The organism is Demequina sediminicola, assembly GCF_000975055.1.
In the GTDB taxonomy this organism is placed as follows: domain Bacteria; phylum Actinomycetota; class Actinomycetes; order Actinomycetales; family Demequinaceae; genus Demequina; species Demequina sediminicola.
Map to the genome: position 1 here is coordinate 404,659 of NZ_BBRB01000002.1, position 15,603 is coordinate 420,261.

The 15,603-nt window shown below is 63.6% G+C and carries 13 protein-coding genes; 7 read left to right on the forward strand and 6 right to left on the reverse strand.

What is annotated here, in order from left to right; all coding sequences use genetic code 11:
* Positions 1-95 precede the first annotated feature (95 nt).
* Together AOP79_RS06800 and AOP79_RS06805 are read right to left on the reverse strand one after the other, a co-directional pair.
* Positions 96-614: an RNA polymerase sigma factor gene (locus AOP79_RS06800; RefSeq protein WP_062071831.1), complete on the reverse strand. Its 519-nt coding sequence runs from the start codon at positions 612-614 to the stop codon at positions 96-98.
* Positions 607-1,272: a hypothetical protein gene (locus AOP79_RS06805; protein WP_062071833.1), complete on the reverse strand. Its 666-nt coding sequence runs from the start codon at positions 1,270-1,272 to the stop codon at positions 607-609. The genes AOP79_RS06800 and AOP79_RS06805 overlap by 8 nt, the downstream gene beginning before the upstream one ends.
* Positions 1,273-1,560: 288 nt before the next feature.
* Between AOP79_RS06805 and AOP79_RS06810 the strand changes: the two genes are divergently transcribed.
* The 4 genes from AOP79_RS06810 to AOP79_RS06820 all read left to right on the forward strand — a co-directional run bounded on the left by AOP79_RS06810 (position 1,561) and on the right by AOP79_RS06820 (position 5,227).
* Positions 1,561-3,021, forward strand: a complete 1,461-nt coding sequence (locus tag AOP79_RS06810) for a glycoside hydrolase family 1 protein (protein ID WP_062071835.1) — start codon at positions 1,561-1,563, stop codon at positions 3,019-3,021.
* A gap of 350 nt (positions 3,022-3,371) precedes the next feature.
* Positions 3,372-3,680 (forward strand): Rv1322 family protein, encoded by a 309-nt coding sequence (locus AOP79_RS12110; protein ID WP_082093436.1) that lies wholly within the window; start codon positions 3,372-3,374, stop codon positions 3,678-3,680.
* The gene (locus AOP79_RS06815; RefSeq protein ID WP_062071837.1) at positions 3,677-4,405 is read left to right on the forward strand and encodes an alpha/beta hydrolase; all 729 of its coding nucleotides are present in this window, start codon (positions 3,677-3,679) and stop codon (positions 4,403-4,405) included. The genes AOP79_RS12110 and AOP79_RS06815 overlap by 4 nt, the downstream gene beginning before the upstream one ends.
* Positions 4,406-4,489: 84 nt before the next feature.
* Positions 4,490-5,227, forward strand: a complete 738-nt coding sequence (locus AOP79_RS06820) for an alpha/beta fold hydrolase (protein WP_062071839.1) — start codon at positions 4,490-4,492, stop codon at positions 5,225-5,227.
* Positions 5,228-5,242: 15 nt separating this feature from the next.
* Here AOP79_RS06820 and AOP79_RS06825 read toward each other — a convergent pair whose 3' ends face one another.
* Both AOP79_RS06825 and AOP79_RS06830 read right to left on the reverse strand, forming a co-directional pair.
* Positions 5,243-5,668, reverse strand: a complete 426-nt coding sequence (locus AOP79_RS06825) for a hypothetical protein (protein ID WP_062071841.1) — start codon at positions 5,666-5,668, stop codon at positions 5,243-5,245.
* A gap of 25 nt (positions 5,669-5,693) precedes the next feature.
* Complete coding sequence (locus tag AOP79_RS06830; protein ID WP_062071843.1) at positions 5,694-8,276, reverse strand: hypothetical protein; 2,583 nt, start codon at positions 8,274-8,276, stop codon at positions 5,694-5,696.
* A 138-nt stretch (positions 8,277-8,414) separates the two neighbouring features.
* Here AOP79_RS06830 and AOP79_RS06835 point away from each other — a divergent pair, with 138 nt between their 5' ends.
* The 3 genes from AOP79_RS06835 to AOP79_RS06845 are packed head-to-tail and all read left to right on the forward strand — an operon-like array spanning position 8,415 to position 11,232.
* Positions 8,415-9,299: a hypothetical protein gene (locus tag AOP79_RS06835; protein ID WP_152648044.1), complete on the forward strand. Its 885-nt coding sequence runs from the start codon at positions 8,415-8,417 to the stop codon at positions 9,297-9,299.
* A complete protein-coding gene (locus AOP79_RS06840) occupies positions 9,296-10,279 on the forward strand; it encodes a DUF8094 domain-containing protein (protein ID WP_062071847.1) in 984 nt (327 codons plus the stop codon). The genes AOP79_RS06835 and AOP79_RS06840 overlap by 4 nt, the downstream gene beginning before the upstream one ends.
* Positions 10,280-10,296: 17 nt before the next feature.
* Positions 10,297-11,232: a tetratricopeptide repeat protein gene (locus AOP79_RS06845; RefSeq protein ID WP_062071849.1), complete on the forward strand. Its 936-nt coding sequence runs from the start codon at positions 10,297-10,299 to the stop codon at positions 11,230-11,232.
* A 106-nt stretch (positions 11,233-11,338) separates the two neighbouring features.
* Here the strand turns inward: AOP79_RS06845 and glgB are convergent, their stop codons facing one another.
* Both glgB and AOP79_RS06855 read right to left on the reverse strand, forming a co-directional pair.
* The gene (glgB, locus tag AOP79_RS06850; protein ID WP_062071851.1) at positions 11,339-13,510 is read right to left on the reverse strand and encodes a 1,4-alpha-glucan branching protein GlgB; all 2,172 of its coding nucleotides are present in this window, start codon (positions 13,508-13,510) and stop codon (positions 11,339-11,341) included.
* A 45-nt stretch (positions 13,511-13,555) separates the two neighbouring features.
* The gene (locus AOP79_RS06855; protein ID WP_062071853.1) at positions 13,556-15,556 is read right to left on the reverse strand and encodes an alpha-1,4-glucan--maltose-1-phosphate maltosyltransferase; all 2,001 of its coding nucleotides are present in this window, start codon (positions 15,554-15,556) and stop codon (positions 13,556-13,558) included.
* Positions 15,557-15,603 lie beyond the last annotated feature (47 nt).

Genomic DNA, 15,603 nt, shown 5'->3' on the forward strand with positions numbered 1-15,603 from the left:
GCTGGACGTCACGCACGCGACGGTGGCGGCACAAGCGCTTTCGCTCGCGCCGCCACCGTCGCTAGCGAGATTCTTCTCCTCGAGATCCGGAGGACCTAGCCGGTGCGTTGCTTGAGGCGGGCGACCGATGCAAGGGGCTCCTCCTCGAGCATTGCTCGCAACATCTCCTTCGCGCGCGCATAGCGACTTCGGACGGTAGAAGGAGCGACCTCCTCCAACTGTGCAACCTCAGCGAGCGTCAGGCCGTCCCAGTGCACAAGCCTGACGATCTCGGCTAACGGTTCGGGCAGCGCGGCGATGCAATCGCGTGTGGTGAGTCCGTCATCGGCAGCCGGCGCTACAGGACCCTGGTCGTACGCGAGCCAGCGCAGCCGGTCCGCAAGGTTTGCGCGGCGCACTTCACCCCGGTGCGCGTTCGCAAGGGACCGTTTGGCGATCCCGAACAGCCACATGCGTGCCTGTTCGGGGTCGTCCGGAACGTCTCCGGTCCGGCGCCACGCTATTGTCATGACGTCCGAAAGCACGTCGGGCGCATCGGTGATCCCGATCCGGCGTTCCAAGTATTGGAGCAAGTCTGCGGAATTGGCATCCAGCGCCTTGAGCACGTCACCCATTAACGCGTTCCAGGAGATCGACGATGTACTCAGGCTGAACTTCCCCGGGGCAGTCGTAGGTGATCAAGTAGCCAAAGTCATTCCCATACGGATCCAGGCTGTTGGCGGTGAGCGCCTCGCGCAACCCTGCGAACGTCGCCTCGCTCAGACCTCGGTGATAGTCCTCGTCTGCGCTGTAGTAATAGGGCGTGTCAGGCCCGATCTTTGTCTCGGTGCCGTCTTCGTGGACAAAGTAGTTGTTGTCAGCGACGAAGGCGATGTGTGTTTCGAGGTCCAGACCGTCGAAGAACCCGGGCTCGGTCACGGTGTCACGCAGCACGTCTTCGTAGCGTTCACCGCCGGTGACGTCGCCGATGGCTGCACGGCATTCTGCGCCGCTGGGCAACGTGTAGGTGAATTCGGTGGCCACGTCTTGTACCCAGGGGACGGACACCGCGCCGGTTGCCACGGCCGCACTCCCGAACCCGAGAATGGCTACGCCAACGGCGCTCCCGATGATCAGGGGGCGGTGCCGACGAAGTGGCGAGACATTCGTGGGAGCGGACTCACGCGCCATTTCGGCGAGCGCTGCGCTGCGCTCGACAGTGTTGGCAGTGGTGGCGGGTGCGCTGGCGGCAAGCTCACGATCCAACGCTGAGTCTTCGTTGAGGTCGGACATGGGGGTTCCTTTCGTGGAGGGGCTTCACCTCTTACATGTCCGGATAGTCCAGTAGTGACGATGCTGTCAGATTATTGTGTTGGGCACTGCACCTGCGCGCCCTAGGGGTAGCGCGACAGATCGTTCGATGTGCGTCAATGAACAATCTGCACGTGAACTGCGCCATGGGTGCTCCTGGGTCGGTGGGGGCTGGGGGCGCATGTGGGGCAGGGTGGTGCCTCGCCTGCCGACACATCGTTTCTACCGACCGGTAGAAATATCCGAAACGTTTCGCTTATAGTTGTCCGCATGACGACGACGCCACAGACTTTTCCCGCTGATTTCATCTTCGGCACCGCTACTGCTTCCTACCAAGTCGAAGGGGCTGTCCACGAAGGGGGACGCGGCTCATCGATCTGGGACACATTTTGTGCGACCCCAGGGAAAGTCGTCAACGGCGACACCGGAGACGTCGCCTGCGATCACTTCCACCGCTGGGAGGAGGACGTCGACATGATGGCCGAGCTCGGTCTGCAGGCCTACCGCTTCTCGATTGCGTGGCCACGCGTTCAGCCGGGCGGCACTGGTGCGTTCAACGACGAAGGGCTGACCTTCTACCGCAACCTCATTGCACGCCTGAAGGACAAGGGAATCACTCCGTTGATCACCCTCTACCACTGGGATCTGCCGCAGGAACTGCAGGATGCTGGCGGCTGGGTGAACCGCGACACTGTCGACCACTTCACGCAGTACGCCGTGCGGATGGTTGAAGAGTTTGGGGCGGACGTCGAGACCTGGGTGACGTTCAACGAGCCCTGGGTCTCATCGTTCATTGGATACGGTGCAGGCGCCCACGCTCCTGGACACACGGACAACGCAGAGGCCCTCACTGCCGCGCACCACCTCAACCTGGCTCACGCCCGCGCCTACCGTGCGATGAAGGCAGTGCGTCCGGAGGCACAGATTGGCTATGTCAACAACTGCCACACCCCGCGCCCGTGGGACCCCTCGAACCCTAAGGATGTCGCAGCATCGGCGCACATCGACGCCCTTGCGAACACGATGTTCCACCAGCCCTTCATCCAGGGCGGCTACCCCGAGATCCTGCGCCCGAACACGGCTCACATCACAGACTGGGCCTTTGTCCTCGACGGTGATGAGGAAGAAATGAAGGGCGCTGTCGACTGGTTCGGCGTCAACTACTACGCCTCGCACCTGGTGCGCCACAACCCGCATAAGGGAGTGGCACAGAGTGAGGTCGCTACTCTCGCGGACGGTCACAAGGCCGGTGCCGGCACTGCGTGGCCCGGTGACGAGGAGATTGAGTTCATGCTCCCTCCGGGTGAGCTGACGGCCATGGGTTGGAACGTTGACCCCAGTGCGCTGACCGCACACCTGCTCAAGATTCACCGCGAGACAGGTAAGCCGATCTATGTCACCGAGAACGGCTCCGCGTGGGACGACGAGGTGGATGCCGACGGACGGGTGCGCGACGAACGGCGGATCAACTACTTCCATGGCCACATCGGTGCTGTCCTCGACGCGATCAACGAGGGAGCGGATGTCCGCGGGTACATGGCGTGGTCGCTGATGGACAACTTTGAGTGGGCGCAGGGCTACAACAAGCGCTTTGGCATTGTTCGGGTTGACTATGACACCCTCGAGCGCCGCTGGAAGGACTCGGCTTACTGGTACGCGGAAGTACTGCGCAGGCGTCAGGTTGTACCTGTCGATGCGGAACTGGCATCAACGCCGCCGCGCACCTTCTAAGCGCCGACGGCCCGTTCACGCAACACTCAGAACCCACACAACACTCCGAACCCACACAACACCAAGAACCCACACAACACTCCGAACCAAAGGTTGCGCCGACACGCCGGAGGGGCCGTCGCCAGTGCGACTCTCGCCAGGGTGTCGCGCCGCGAACTGGTTCGTAGTGTTGGGCTCCGGATCCGGGGTGTCGCGTCGCGAATCGGTTCGTAGTGTGAAGCGCCGGGCCCCGGGGTGTCGCGTGGCGAACTGGTTCGTAGTGTTGAACCCCGGAGCGAGCTGTTCTCCACGTGCGCTCCGCACGCGGTGGGAGCGTTGGGCTCGCTGACGACCCCACGTAGACTTTGAGCATGCCCTCGTCCCGCCGTTCGCGTAAGCGCCCCTACGGTCAGCCGCATGAGGAGCTCGACGTCGAACGCCTGGGTGGCTCATTTGGGGGTCGACGCGACATCGGCCCTGGCGGCGAGGAGTACCTCGTCGCAACACCGCGCCCTAGCGAAAAGACGTACGTCTGCCCCGGATGCCGGCAGGAGATTCCTCCGCAGACAGCGCACCTCGTCGCATGGCCTGCGGACGGACTTTTCGGCGCGGATGCCGCCGCACGTGAGCGTCGGCACTGGCACACTCACTGTTGGAACACCTTTGGAAGGATGTTATGAGCGACGCTACAAGCGGGGACGAGATTCGGTCCATGACCGTGCTGCCTGCATTGCGGGAAGACATCGTGTTGACCACGGACGATGGCCTCGAACTCGTCGGGGAGCTTGCCTTGCCCGAGGGCCGTCCGGCTCAAGCCACGCTCATCACCTTGCACCCGCTCCCGACGCATGGCGGGTTCATGGACTCGCACGTCTACCGGAAGGCGGCGTGGCGACTCCCGGCACTCGCCGACGTCGCGGTGCTGCGCTTCAATACTCGTGGCACCACGTCGCCGCGTGGTACCAGCGAGGGCAGTTTCGACGAGGGCATTGGTGAGGCGGCCGATGTTCGTGCTGCGGTGGACTTCGCGGTGGCGCGGGGGTTGCCGCACCGGTGGCTCGTCGGCTGGTCGTTTGGGACCGAGTTGGCGCTCAAGTACGGTGCGGATCTCGACGTGGAGGGAGCGATCCTGCTTTCCCCGCCACTGCATCGGGCCGATGAAGCCGACATGCGCTCCTGGGCGGACAGCGGCAAGCCCGTGACGGCGCTCGTACCCGAACTGGACGACTTCCTGCAACCCGACGAGGCGCGCCAGCGCTTCGCGCCGCTCACTCAACTCGATCTCATCGCTGTCGACGGCGCCAAACATCTGTGGGTTGGAGAGAAATACGTCAGACTGGTGCTTGACCGCATCGTCGAGCAGGTGGCCACTGGCCGCGCACCACTGCCGACTCACGTCCCCTAGGGGGACATCACCCCGACACCGGCCCACCATTCTCAGGCAACGATTCACGTTCTACTCAGCCGCACACGCTGAAGGAGGCGCGTCATGTCCGCACCCATCGTCTTTCTCAACGCCTTTCCCGTTGATCGCGCACAGTGGGAGGGGCTTCTCGCTGTGCTGGGCTCCGATGTCCGCGGTGACGTGATCACGTTTGATATGCCCGGCATCGGCCAGATGCCGTTGACGGACGAAGACCCGAGCCTCGATCTCATCGCCGATGCGGCAGTCCTCGCCATGCAAGAAGCAACGGGGGAGCAGGCCGCGATTTGGGTGGGGTGCTCCATGGGTGGATACGTTGCGATGTCGGTCGCGGAACGTCACCCCGATGCCGTGGCGGGGCTGGGGCTGATCGCCACCAAGTCGAGCGCCGACACAGCTGAAGCGAGGGACAAGCGGCTGCGCGTCGCTGACGCCCATGAGGGCCTGAGCGCTCCCACGGACCCTCGTGCGATGGCAGAGCCCCTGATCGGGGTTGAGGGCCCCTCACGTGAAGAACTCCTTGAATGGGTGACGAACAACATCGCGCAGCATGCAGGGAACGGTATTGCTTGGGGACAACGGGCCATGGCCGAACGCCCCGATCGCACTGAAGTGCTGCGAAACGTTGACGCGCCCGCCGTCGTGATCGCAGGGGAGCGCGACGGCATCATCCATGCCGACGATATCGATGTGATGGCTGAGGCTTTGGGAGTGACGCCAGTGACAGTTGACGGTGTGGGTCACCTCGTTGCCTTTGAGGACCCGGAGGCCGTCGCGTCAGCGCTCGCGCCACTGCTGCGTTAGGGGTGCTTGAGAGCGTCAGGACCCCTGTGAGGAGCCCCAGGAATTACCGCCGGCAAGTCGCTTCGCGAGTGCCTCCGCCATCGGCATAGATTCACCGTCGCGCCCGCCTTTGCCCAATTCGAGCGGCGGGTCTGAGGGGGCAATAGTGGCACCCGCGAGGCGCGCTTTGAATGAGGACGGGATGCTCAGCACGTAAAACTTGCCGTCGGTTCCCACGCCGACGGACTTGTCCCGCTTGAGGTACCAGCCCTCGAGAGCCGTGCGGTAGCGCGAACCGCCCCCAAAGGGCCGAACTGTGAGGCGCTCAGGCGCGATGCCAGCCTCGACGGCAGCTGCCACAAACCCCTCGATGAGCTCTGCCGCTTGCCGTGACTCCGCAGCACGCTGTCGTTCGAGCGCCTGTGCGCGGCGAACGCGGCTATCAGGTTCGGATTCTGTCATGGAGAGTAGGCCTGGGTGCCGTGACTCAGTTGTTAGCTTGCTGAGCTTCGGCCTCAGCGGCCTCGTGCTCGTCCTTGAGGGCTGAGGCCTTGGCGAGGCCAGCAACGGGGTCTGCGCCAAGGAGACCGCGAAGGTCGTCGAGGTACGTCGTAATGGACTCGCGCTGACGGTTGAGGTCTTCGACTTCGCGTGCGGCCATGGTGCGTTCGCGCTCTGCGTCGGACACTGCCTCGGAAATGATCCCCTCGGCGTGCTCGCGCGACTCCGACACAATCTCATCGGCGTTGTTGCGGGCGTTGGTGAGCAGCGACTGAGAGTGGACCTCTGCCTCACGGCGGACAGTCTCGGCACGTTCGAGGGCTTCCGAGAGGCGTTCCTCCGCCTCGTCGGCACGCACCTTGGCGTCCTCGACCATTGCTGCTGTCTCGGCCTTGGCCTCCTCGTGGCGCGCCGTCAGGTCCTTCTCGGCGTTCTCGCGACGCTGTGCAATCTCGATCTGCAAGTCCTCGCGGGTACGGCGAGCCTCTTCCTTTGCCGCCTCGGCATCGCTGTGTGCTTCGGCACGTTCGCGCTCCGCGTCGCGTTGCGCGGCGGCCACGATGTGGTTGGCCTCCTGTTGAGCCGCATTGGCACGCTCTTCCGCATCGGCGGCAGCGTCTGTCGCGACCTTGGCAGCATCGCGATCCGCGGCCTCGCGGGTCGACGTGGCATAGGCATCGGCCTCACGGCGGGTGGTCTCGGAGAACGCAGTAGCGGCCTCACGAGTTTCCTCGTCGTAGGTGTCCGCTTCCCGACGCGTCTGTGCCGCGTCGTCATCTGCTCCGGTACGCGCGGCGTGCGCGTAGTCGTCGGCGTCCTTGCGGGTGGTCTGATCGTAGAGATCGGCGTCCTTGCGCAATTGACGGCTGGCAGTCTCAGCGGCCTGTTTGGTGGCCTCGGAGTAGTCGTCCGCATCCTTGCGGGTGGTGGCGTCGTACTCGTCTGCGCCAGCGCGGGTCTGGGCGTCGTAGTCGTCGCCCGCTGCACGCGTCTGCTGCGCGTAGGTGTCCGCATCTTCACGGGTCTGAGTGGCGTAGTCATCGGCCTCGGCCATGGTGACTCGGCGGTACTCGTCTGCCTCTGAGCGCTGGGCTGCGTCGTAGTCGTCTGCGGCGAGGCGCACCTCGTTGGCGTCAACCTCGGCCTGGGCGCGAGCCTCCTCTGCGTACTTGTCTGCCGCCGCGCGTGTCTGCGCGCTGTAGTTGTCGGCGTCACCGCGTGTGGCAGCGTCGTAGTCATTCGCACCCTGGCGTGTGGCTGCGGCGTACTCGTCTGCCTGCGAACGCGTCGCGGCATCGTAATCATCCGCTGCGGAACGCGTGGCAGCGTCGTAATCGTCGGCAGCCGTGCGGGTCTGGGCGTCGTAGTCGTGAGCCGCGGCACGCACGTCCTGATCGAACGCTGTGGCTTCTGCCTCAACCTGGGCCCGGTGTGCGGCCGCTGCGGTGTGGGCCTGCGAGAGAGCATCGTCGCCTTCTGCGCGGGTCTTCGCGAAGTAGGCGTCTGCCTCCGAGCGTGTGGTGTTGCTGTATGCATCGGCTTCGCTGTGGGTCAGCGTCGCATACTGCTCGGCATCGGCGCGGGTGGCTTCGTCGTACTCGTCGGTTTCGGCACGCAGGGACTCGACTTCGCGTCGCACGTCGTTGCGGAGGTCACGAGTCTCAGTTTCTGCCTCATGACGGGCGAGGTCTGCATCGCGGTTGGCTTGAGCGAGGAACTGCTGTGCTTCGTTGCGCATCGACGCAGCATCGGATTCGGCCGAGATGCGGATGTCAGAGGCCTCGGCCTCAGCCGCAGCCTTGGCTTCATTGGCAAGGGCTTCGATGCGGCGACCCTCGGCGCGAGCCTCGTCAAGGGCCTTGGCAGCGGCCTCACGTTGTGCATCGGCTTCTTCTTGAGCCCCGGCCATGGTGGCCTCGGCCTCAGTACGGGCCGCTTCGATTGCTTCGTTTGCTTCGCGCTGTGTGGCGACACGCAGTTCCGTCGTCTCGCGTTCAGCGGTTGCGCGAAGGGTGTGGACCTCACGGTCCGCTCCAGCCTTGAGTTCCGCGATCTCAGCGTCGATGCCGGCCTTGATGCGCTCGGCGTCGCGGCGTGCGCGCTCGATGGTCTCCGCAGCCTGACGCTGTGCGGCCTCAGTGGTTCCGCCAGCCTCGGATTCCGCGGCGGAGCGAATCTCTTCGGCTTCCCGGCGGCTCTGCGCGAGAATCTCAGCAACCTCATTGTCAGCGCGTGCTCGCAACTGTTGGGCAGAGACGTTGGCACGAGCGACAGTGTCCTGTGCGTGAGTGTTGGCGCGAGCGATCACATCAGATGACTGCTCCTCTGCGGAGCGCAAGAGCTGCTCGACGCGCGCGCCAAGGCCCTTGTAGGTGGGCTGATCTGCTTCGCGAAGGGTGCGCTGAGCTTCTTCAAGTGCACTGCGGGTGGACGCCGCCTCGGCAGCTGCCTGCTGTGTCTGCTCCTTTGCTTCCTTGAGGGAGTCCTCGAGGATGGCAATGTGGGAGGCTACGGCCTCACGGTCGTACCCGCGCATAGCGACGGGGAAAGCAGGTGCTTCTTCAGCCATTTCATCTCCTTGAGCGTCACGCTCAGCCGTGTGCGCAGTCGCACCAATCGTAGTGGTCGTTGACGGCGTCCACAAAGTCGTGAAGTGGGATGTAGAGCGGAATTCTCATAGAGTGAGGGCAGAACCTAGGAGGAACGTGTGACGTTAAGGACGGCTGCCCTGGTGGCAGGAGCGCTGGGAGTGCTCTTGCTCATAGCGGGCTTGATTGCCGACGCGCAACGCCCACCGGCCGATATTGAGGCCGAGGCGACGCTCGACACTGCGGTGGTGGTTTATTCACCGGAGATGGTCGCATTCGCGGGCGACAACACCCTTGGTGTTGACGGCGAGGGTGACGTAGTTGCTCTGACAGCACGGCCAGTCGACGCCGATGCGTGGCTCGCTGAGCGTGACGCCACTGAGGTCACTGGCCTGCCTGAGTGGGAAACCCTGTCAACGGCGCCCTACGAGGTCGCGGAGCCGGAGCCGACCGCAAGTCCGTCGGTATCGCCTTCAGCATCCCCCAGTCCAGAGCCCTCCCCGTCGGTATCGCCGTCCGGTGAGGAAGCGGAACCGGTTGACATTCTTGCGCTCACCTCGAGCGACCACTGGCGCGAACAGTGGTCCGGAGTTGACCGCGTCGCTGTGCCTGCGGCACAAGTCCCGCCAGGGGAAACTCTGGTCGTGGTGAGCCGCGATGGATCGCCTCTGGCTGCGACAGACATGACGCTGTCGCGCGAAGTGAACGATGGCTGGATCACGCCGCTGATTTGGTGGGGCGTTGCTCTGACCGTCGTGGGGCTGATTGCTTTGATTCTGCGATTCATTGACACACGCCCCTGGCAGGCTCGGGCGGAGAAGTGGCGCGTTGGTCGTCACGGCGCTACCGACGACGTCGACCCGGGAAGCCGACGTGCGCTCCGCGCATCGGGCGATCCATTGCCTGACGTCACGCTCGATCACCCCGCGGACAACCCGCCGGCGACACCGGCCAGTCCGCCTTCGACTCCCGAGAACCCCCACGATCAAGGAGGTCGCGCATGAACCGCCGCGTTCTAGGTGTGATCACCGGGGCATCGGCCCTTCTGCTGTTGACCGGTTGTGTTGCCGACGTGCCCGCTCCCGTCACGGAAGCCCCTGCTCTCGAGCAGGAAGCGGCATTGCTGGAACCGCAGTCAACCCGCGTCGTCGAAGAGACGATGGCTGAGATTGCTGCCGCCGACGAGGCGCAGGACAGCGAACTCTTCACCGACCGTGTGGGCGGCAACGCCGTCACTATCCGCAAGGCGCAGTACACGTTGGCGAAGAGCGACGGAGGCCCCGCGCCGGTCACTGTTCCGGAAAACGTTCAGGCGGTGTATTCCGTCGGGGCAGACACGTGGCCACGGACTCTCGCAGCAGTCACCGAGGAGGCGGACGAAGACTCCACCCCCGTCGTGATGCTGTGGGTCCAAGACTCGATCGATGCCGACTACCAGATGCGCGGTTGGGCTCACATGATCCCCGGCGCCACCATCCCGGCGATGTCGGGTACCACGAGTGGTAACGCCCAGCTCGACGTCGATGCAGAAGGTTTGCAAGCGACTCCCGAGCAGGCCATGAGTGACTACCTCGAACTTCTGCGCTCTGGAACGGGCTCCGAGTTCAACGACGTCTTCGCCGCCGACTCGTACCGTGAACAACTCTTTGCGTCGCGTGCAACGCTCTCGGAAGCTGCGAGTGAGGCTGAGGGCGAGTACGTCGACACCATTCAGTCGGACATCGAGAACACCTACGTGATGGGAACCGCAGATGGCGGCGCGCTGGTCTTCGCTCCCGTCACTATCAAGTCCGCTTTCTCCGTCAGCGACGGAGCCGTGGAGATTGCTGATGAACAGCAGCCTCTCGTGAGCGGCGACATCGAGGACGTCGCGGTGTACACCTACGTCGACACGCTTGTCATGTACGTGCCTGCTGAAGGCAGTGACGAGCAGATGGGCGTCGTCGCCGCGGACCACAACCTCATCAAGATCTCTGACAGCTAACGACACCACGAGGACGTATGAGTACTGACAACCCCGAGGTGCCGCTCCGCGGTGCCCCAGACCTTTCCAAACTCGCATCGCAGGTTCCCGCCACCGCTGGAGCGGCAGCCACTCCAACATCAGCGGGTGCGGCCGTGAACGTTGTCGATGTGACCGATGCCAACCTCAACGACTTGGCGGAGGGCACCTCCCAGGTTCCGCTCGTCATCGTCTTCCTCTCCTCCGCGTCGCCAGCCTCGCGTGAGCTCGTGGACCGTATGCGTACGATCGTGGGTCGCTATGACGGCCGTATCGCGCTCGGACAATGCGATATCGACACCAACGGCGGGATCGCACAGGCCCTCCAGATCACGGCTGTACCCACCACGATGGCTCTGATTGCTGCGCGACCAGCACCGCTGTTCCAGGGCGCGCCCGAAGAAGACCAAATCACCGGAGTCCTTGACCAGGTCCTGGAGATTGCGGCTCAAAACGGCGTGACCGGACGAGTCGACAACGCTGCTCCCTCGGCCGAACAGACAGAGCCCGAACCCGAGCCGCTGCCGCCACTGCACCAAGAGGCATACGACGCGATTGAGCGTGAAGACTATGCCGGCGCCGTCGACGCCTACGACCGTGCATTGCGGGAGAACCCCAAGGATGCCGAGGCCAAAGCCGGACGTGCCCAGGTAGCGCTCATGGAACGCACCAAGGGCGCCGACCTCGCCGCTGTCCGCAAGGCAGCCGCCGACAACCCCACGGATGTCGAGGCGCAGATGGCTGTGGCAGACCTGGACATCCTTGGCGGTCAGATCGAAGACGCTTTCGTTCGTCTGATCGATGTGGTGAAGGTCGCTCCGAGCGAGGAGAAAGACACCCTTCGGATTCGCTTGGTCGAACTCTTCGACGTGGTGGGCGCCGCTGACCCTCGGGTCGCGGAAGCACGCCGGGCACTCTCCGCGGCGCTGTTCTAGATCTGACGTACACGCGACAGAGGGCCGATGCTCACCGTGAGGTGGACATCGGCCCTCTGTCGTTGAATTCGTGCGTCGGCGTTACGCCATCGCCCTCAACGAGGGACTAGGCGCGGCGTGGGCGGAAGAAGACTGCACCCAGCGGTGGCAGTCGCACGACTGCGGAGTGCTCCCAGTCACCGACCACATCGTGAGTGGACTCCACTTGGCCCAAGTTCCCGACGCCCGATCCGCCATACAACTCTGAATCCGTGTTGAGCACCTCATCCCAGGTGCCCGTGGACGGAAGCCCGAGCCGGTAGCCCTCCTGCGGCGTCCCAGCAAAGTTCACCGCGACGGCAAGAGGCTCACCGCGCGAGTCCCAGCGGAGGAACGACATGACGTTGTGAGCCGAGTCATCGGCATCAATCCAGGTGAAGCCCTGCGGGTCTGAGTCCCGCTCCCACAGCGCTGGAGTGTTGACATACAGCGCATTGAGATCGCGGACAAGGTCGCGGATCCCCGCGTGAAGGGGATCGTCAAGGTGCCACCAGTCGATGGAGCGTCCCTCGGACCACTCGGCCTGCTGACCGATCTCATCGCCCTGGAAGATCAACTGCTTTCCCGGGTGCGTCCACTGGTAGGCAAGGAGCGACCGGATTCCGGCGAGCTTCTGCCAGTGGTCTCCAGGCATGCGGGTGTACAGAGAGCCCTTGCCGTGGACGACCTCGTCGTGGCTCAGCGGCAACATGAACTGCTCGGAGAATGCGTACATCAGGGAGAACGTTGCCGTGTGGTGGTGGTACGAACGATTAACGGGCTCTTCCTTGAGGTAACGCAGAGTGTCGTTCATCCACCCCATGTTCCACTTCAGACCAAAACCCAAGCCTCCGGTATTGGTGGGCTGGGTGACGCCTGGCCATGCGGTCGATTCCTCGGCAATCATGACGATGCCGGGGCTGGAGCGGTAGGCGCTCGCGTTCGCCTCTTGCAGGAAGGCGATGGCATCGAGGTTCTCGCGGCCTCCGTGGACGTTGGGCCGCCACTGGCCGGCCTCGCGGGAGTAATCGAGGTACAGCATCGACGCCACCGCGTCGACGCGCAACCCATCGGCGTGGAACTCCTTGAGCCAGTACACCGCGTTGGCAACCAGGAAGTTGCGCACTTCGGGGCGTCCGAAGTCAAAGATGTAGGTGCCCCAGTCGGGCTGTTCGCCGCGCAGGGGGTCCGGGTGCTCGTACAGCGGAGTGCCGTCGAATCGTCCGAGGGCCCACTCGTCCTTGGGGAAGTGCCCGGGGACCCAGTCCAACAGCACGCCGATGCCGGCTTGGTGGAGCGAGTCGATGAGGAACCGCAACTCGTCAGGGCTTCCGAAGCGCGACGTGGGCGCGTAGTACGACGTGACCTGATAGCCCCATGAGCCGCCGAAGGGATGCTCCATGACGGGCATCAACTCCACGTGCGTGAAGTTGAGTTCCTTGCAGTAGTTGACGAGTTCTACGGCGAGTTCACGGTAGTTCAGTCCTTGCTTCCAGGACCCCAAGTGAACTTCGTACACACTCATGGGGGCGCGGTGTGCCTCTGTCTGGGCGCGGCGCGTCATCCACGTGTCGTCGTTCCAGTCATACGAGGATTGGGTGATGACGGATGCCGTTTGTGGCGGCACCTCAGTGCGTCGGGCCATCGGGTCGGCTTTCTGGCGCCAGGCGCCGTCCTTACCGAGGATCTCGTATTTGTAGCGCTGGCCATCACCCACACCTGGGATGAACAACTCCCACACGCCTGATGCCCCAAGAGACCGCATGGTGTGTCCGTTGCCCTGCCAGTGGTTGAAGTCGCCGACGACCCGGATTGCGCGCGCGTTGGGCGCCCACACGGCGAACGATGTGCCGTGCACTTCGCCGAGCACTGATGGGTAGGTGCGCACGTTGGCACCCAGGACGTCCCACAACTGTTCGTGGCGCCCCTCGCGAATCAGGTGGAGATCCAGTTCACCGACGGTGGGCATGAACCGGTACGGGTCGTCGCTCACGATCGGTTCTGCGTCGTAGGTCACATGAACGCGGTAGTCGGGGGTGTTGTCGCCAGGTACGTCCGCGCGCCAGATTCCCTCGTATTCATGCTCTGCATCAAAGGTGCCTTCGAGCGTCTCGATTTTCACCGCTGATGCGAGCGGTCGAAGAACGCGGATGGTGTGGCCTGACGATCCTGCATGCGGGCCGAGTACTGCATGGGGCTCATGGTGGGTGCCGGCTGCGATCTCTTTGAGAACGCCCGGGTCAAAGTCCTTTGCTGCCATGGGTCACCGCCTTCGTGGTTGCTCGTACTGTCCGGGGTGCACAGTTCATGGAATCCTCACTTGTGCGATGTGAGCCATGGTCTCAGTGGGGTCAAACTTGACGTAGAACTCGCGTCCCCAGGTGAACGTCTCTCCTGTCAGGGCATCGTCGACGATAAGGCGTGCGTCGTCGCTGAGTCCCAAGGCTTCCATGTCCAGGCGAATCATCGCATCGCGGACTTCATGGGGAGCGAAACTCACGACGACGATGACGGTGTCGGCTTTGCCGGTGGGCGATTCCTCGGGAGGAACGTGGCGCGAGTAGACCAACACTTGTGGGTTGGAGGACGTGTGCACAGTCAGTCCGCGTAGTCGACGCAACGCGACGTGGTTCTTACGGGCCTCGTTGACCTTGGTAATGACGTCACGCACGCCAAGGGCATCCGCCTTGGACCAGTCGCGTTGTTTGAACTCGTACTTCTCGTTGTCGATTTGTTCCTCGACACCTGGCCGTGGCACGTTCTCCACCAACTCGTAGCCGGTGTAGATGCCGTAGGAAGGGGAACCGGTTCCTGCGAGGACCGCACGCGCCTGGTAGAGCGGTGCGCCTCCGTCTTGCATATCGGGGGTCAGGATGTCGTGCGTGGTGGGCCAGAAGTTTGGCCTCATGTAATAGCTGGAATCTCCTGACACTTCCTCGAGGTATTCCGCCATCTCCTCCGGCGTGGGGCGCCAGGTGAAGTACGAGTACGACTGGTGGAAGCCGATGCGGGCGAGGGTATGCATCATGGCGGGCCGGGTGAATGCCTCGGCGAGGAAGATCACCTCGGGATGCGTGCGTGCCACATCCGCAAGGAGGCGTTCCCAAAAGGTCAGTGGCTTAGTGTGCGGATTGTCGACGCGGAACAGGGTCACGCCGGCGTCGATCCAGACCTGGAGGACATCGCGGACTGCCTGGTAGATCCCTTCAGGATCGTTGTCAAAGTTCAGCGGATAGATGTCTTGGTACTTCTTGGGCGGATTCTCGGCGTAGGCGATGGTGCCGTCGAGCCGTTGAGTAAACCACTCGGGGTGTTCAGCAACCCAGGGGTGATCAGGGGAGCACTGCAACGCGAGATCGAGGGCGACTTCGAGCCCGTTGTCACTCGCTGCGCTCACGAAGTCAGCGAACTGACTCCACGTTCCCAACTCGGGATGGAGGGCATCGTGACCACCGTCCCTCGACCCAATCGCGTAAGGGCTTCCGGGGTCCCCGGGCTCCGTATGCAGGGAGTTGTTGCGGCCCTTGCGATGCGTCGTACCAATGGGGTGGATGGGCGTCAGATACACCACGTCGAACCCCATCTCGGCGATGGCAGGGAGTCGCTTGGCGGCAGTCGCAAACGTGCCGGACTTCCACTTGCCGGTGCGCTTGTTGAACTTCGCGCCCTCAGAGCGAGGGAAGATTTCATACCAGGCGCTCACGAGCGCCTTCTCTCGTTGGACCAGGAGTGGGTACTCACGCGACGGGCTGACCCATTCGCGTAGAGGCCGCTCGGTGAGCTCTTCTCGGACATCGTCCGCAATGGCGGCCGCGAGCCGGGCTTGCGGGTCGAGCGTGGTGTTCTCCAGTGCTGCAATCGCAGCTTTCAGCAGGTCCTTGCGGGCCGCCTTACGTCGCACCTTGGTCAGCGCGCGCGTCAGCACCTCAACGCCTTCATCGAGCATCAACTGGACGTCAACACCCGCGGCGACTTTGAGTTCTGCGGCGTGGGCCCACGTGGCGTAAGGGTCCGACCACGCCTCCACACGGAAGGTATGCATCCCTTCAAGGTGCGGGATGTACACCGTCTGGTAGTGGGACTTGCCAAAATCCTTGACGGGCATCGGCAAGGAGTCCTTCTTGCCATCCGGGCGCGTCACCACCACGGTGGCGCCCTCGGCGTCGTGGCCCTCACGGAAGATGGTGGCCCAGATGGGAACCGCTTCTCCAACGACCGCTCGCGCCGCCCATCGTCCCTCTTCCAACGAAGGGCCGACGCCCACCACTGGAATGCGACCTACGGACAATTCTCCTGGGAATGCCATACATCGACCCTAGTGGGAACAAGCGGGACTGTGTAGCCGCAACGCTG

Bases quoted from the DNA above. Each gene is read 5' to 3' on its own strand.
- AOP79_RS06810 (WP_062071835.1), top strand. From the start codon at position 1,561: ATGACGACGACGCCACAGACTTTTCCCGCTGATTTCATCTTCGGCACC.
- AOP79_RS06820 (WP_062071839.1), top strand. From the start codon at position 4,490: ATGTCCGCACCCATCGTCTTTCTCAACGCCTTTCCCGTTGATCGCGCA.
- AOP79_RS06800 (WP_062071831.1), bottom strand. From the start codon at position 614: ATGGGTGACGTGCTCAAGGCGCTGGATGCCAATTCCGCAGACTTGCTC.
- AOP79_RS06840 (WP_062071847.1), top strand. From the start codon at position 9,296: ATGAACCGCCGCGTTCTAGGTGTGATCACCGGGGCATCGGCCCTTCTG.
- AOP79_RS06845 (WP_062071849.1), top strand. From the start codon at position 10,297: ATGAGTACTGACAACCCCGAGGTGCCGCTCCGCGGTGCCCCAGACCTT.
- AOP79_RS06805 (WP_062071833.1), bottom strand. From the start codon at position 1,272: ATGTCCGACCTCAACGAAGACTCAGCGTTGGATCGTGAGCTTGCCGCC.
- AOP79_RS06825 (WP_062071841.1), bottom strand. From the start codon at position 5,668: ATGACAGAATCCGAACCTGATAGCCGCGTTCGCCGCGCACAGGCGCTC.
- glgB (WP_062071851.1), bottom strand. From the start codon at position 13,510: ATGGCAGCAAAGGACTTTGACCCGGGCGTTCTCAAAGAGATCGCAGCC.
- AOP79_RS06830 (WP_062071843.1), bottom strand. From the start codon at position 8,276: ATGGCTGAAGAAGCACCTGCTTTCCCCGTCGCTATGCGCGGGTACGAC.
- AOP79_RS06855 (WP_062071853.1), bottom strand. From the start codon at position 15,556: ATGGCATTCCCAGGAGAATTGTCCGTAGGTCGCATTCCAGTGGTGGGC.
- AOP79_RS12110 (WP_082093436.1), top strand. From the start codon at position 3,372: ATGCCCTCGTCCCGCCGTTCGCGTAAGCGCCCCTACGGTCAGCCGCAT.
- AOP79_RS06815 (WP_062071837.1), top strand. From the start codon at position 3,677: ATGAGCGACGCTACAAGCGGGGACGAGATTCGGTCCATGACCGTGCTG.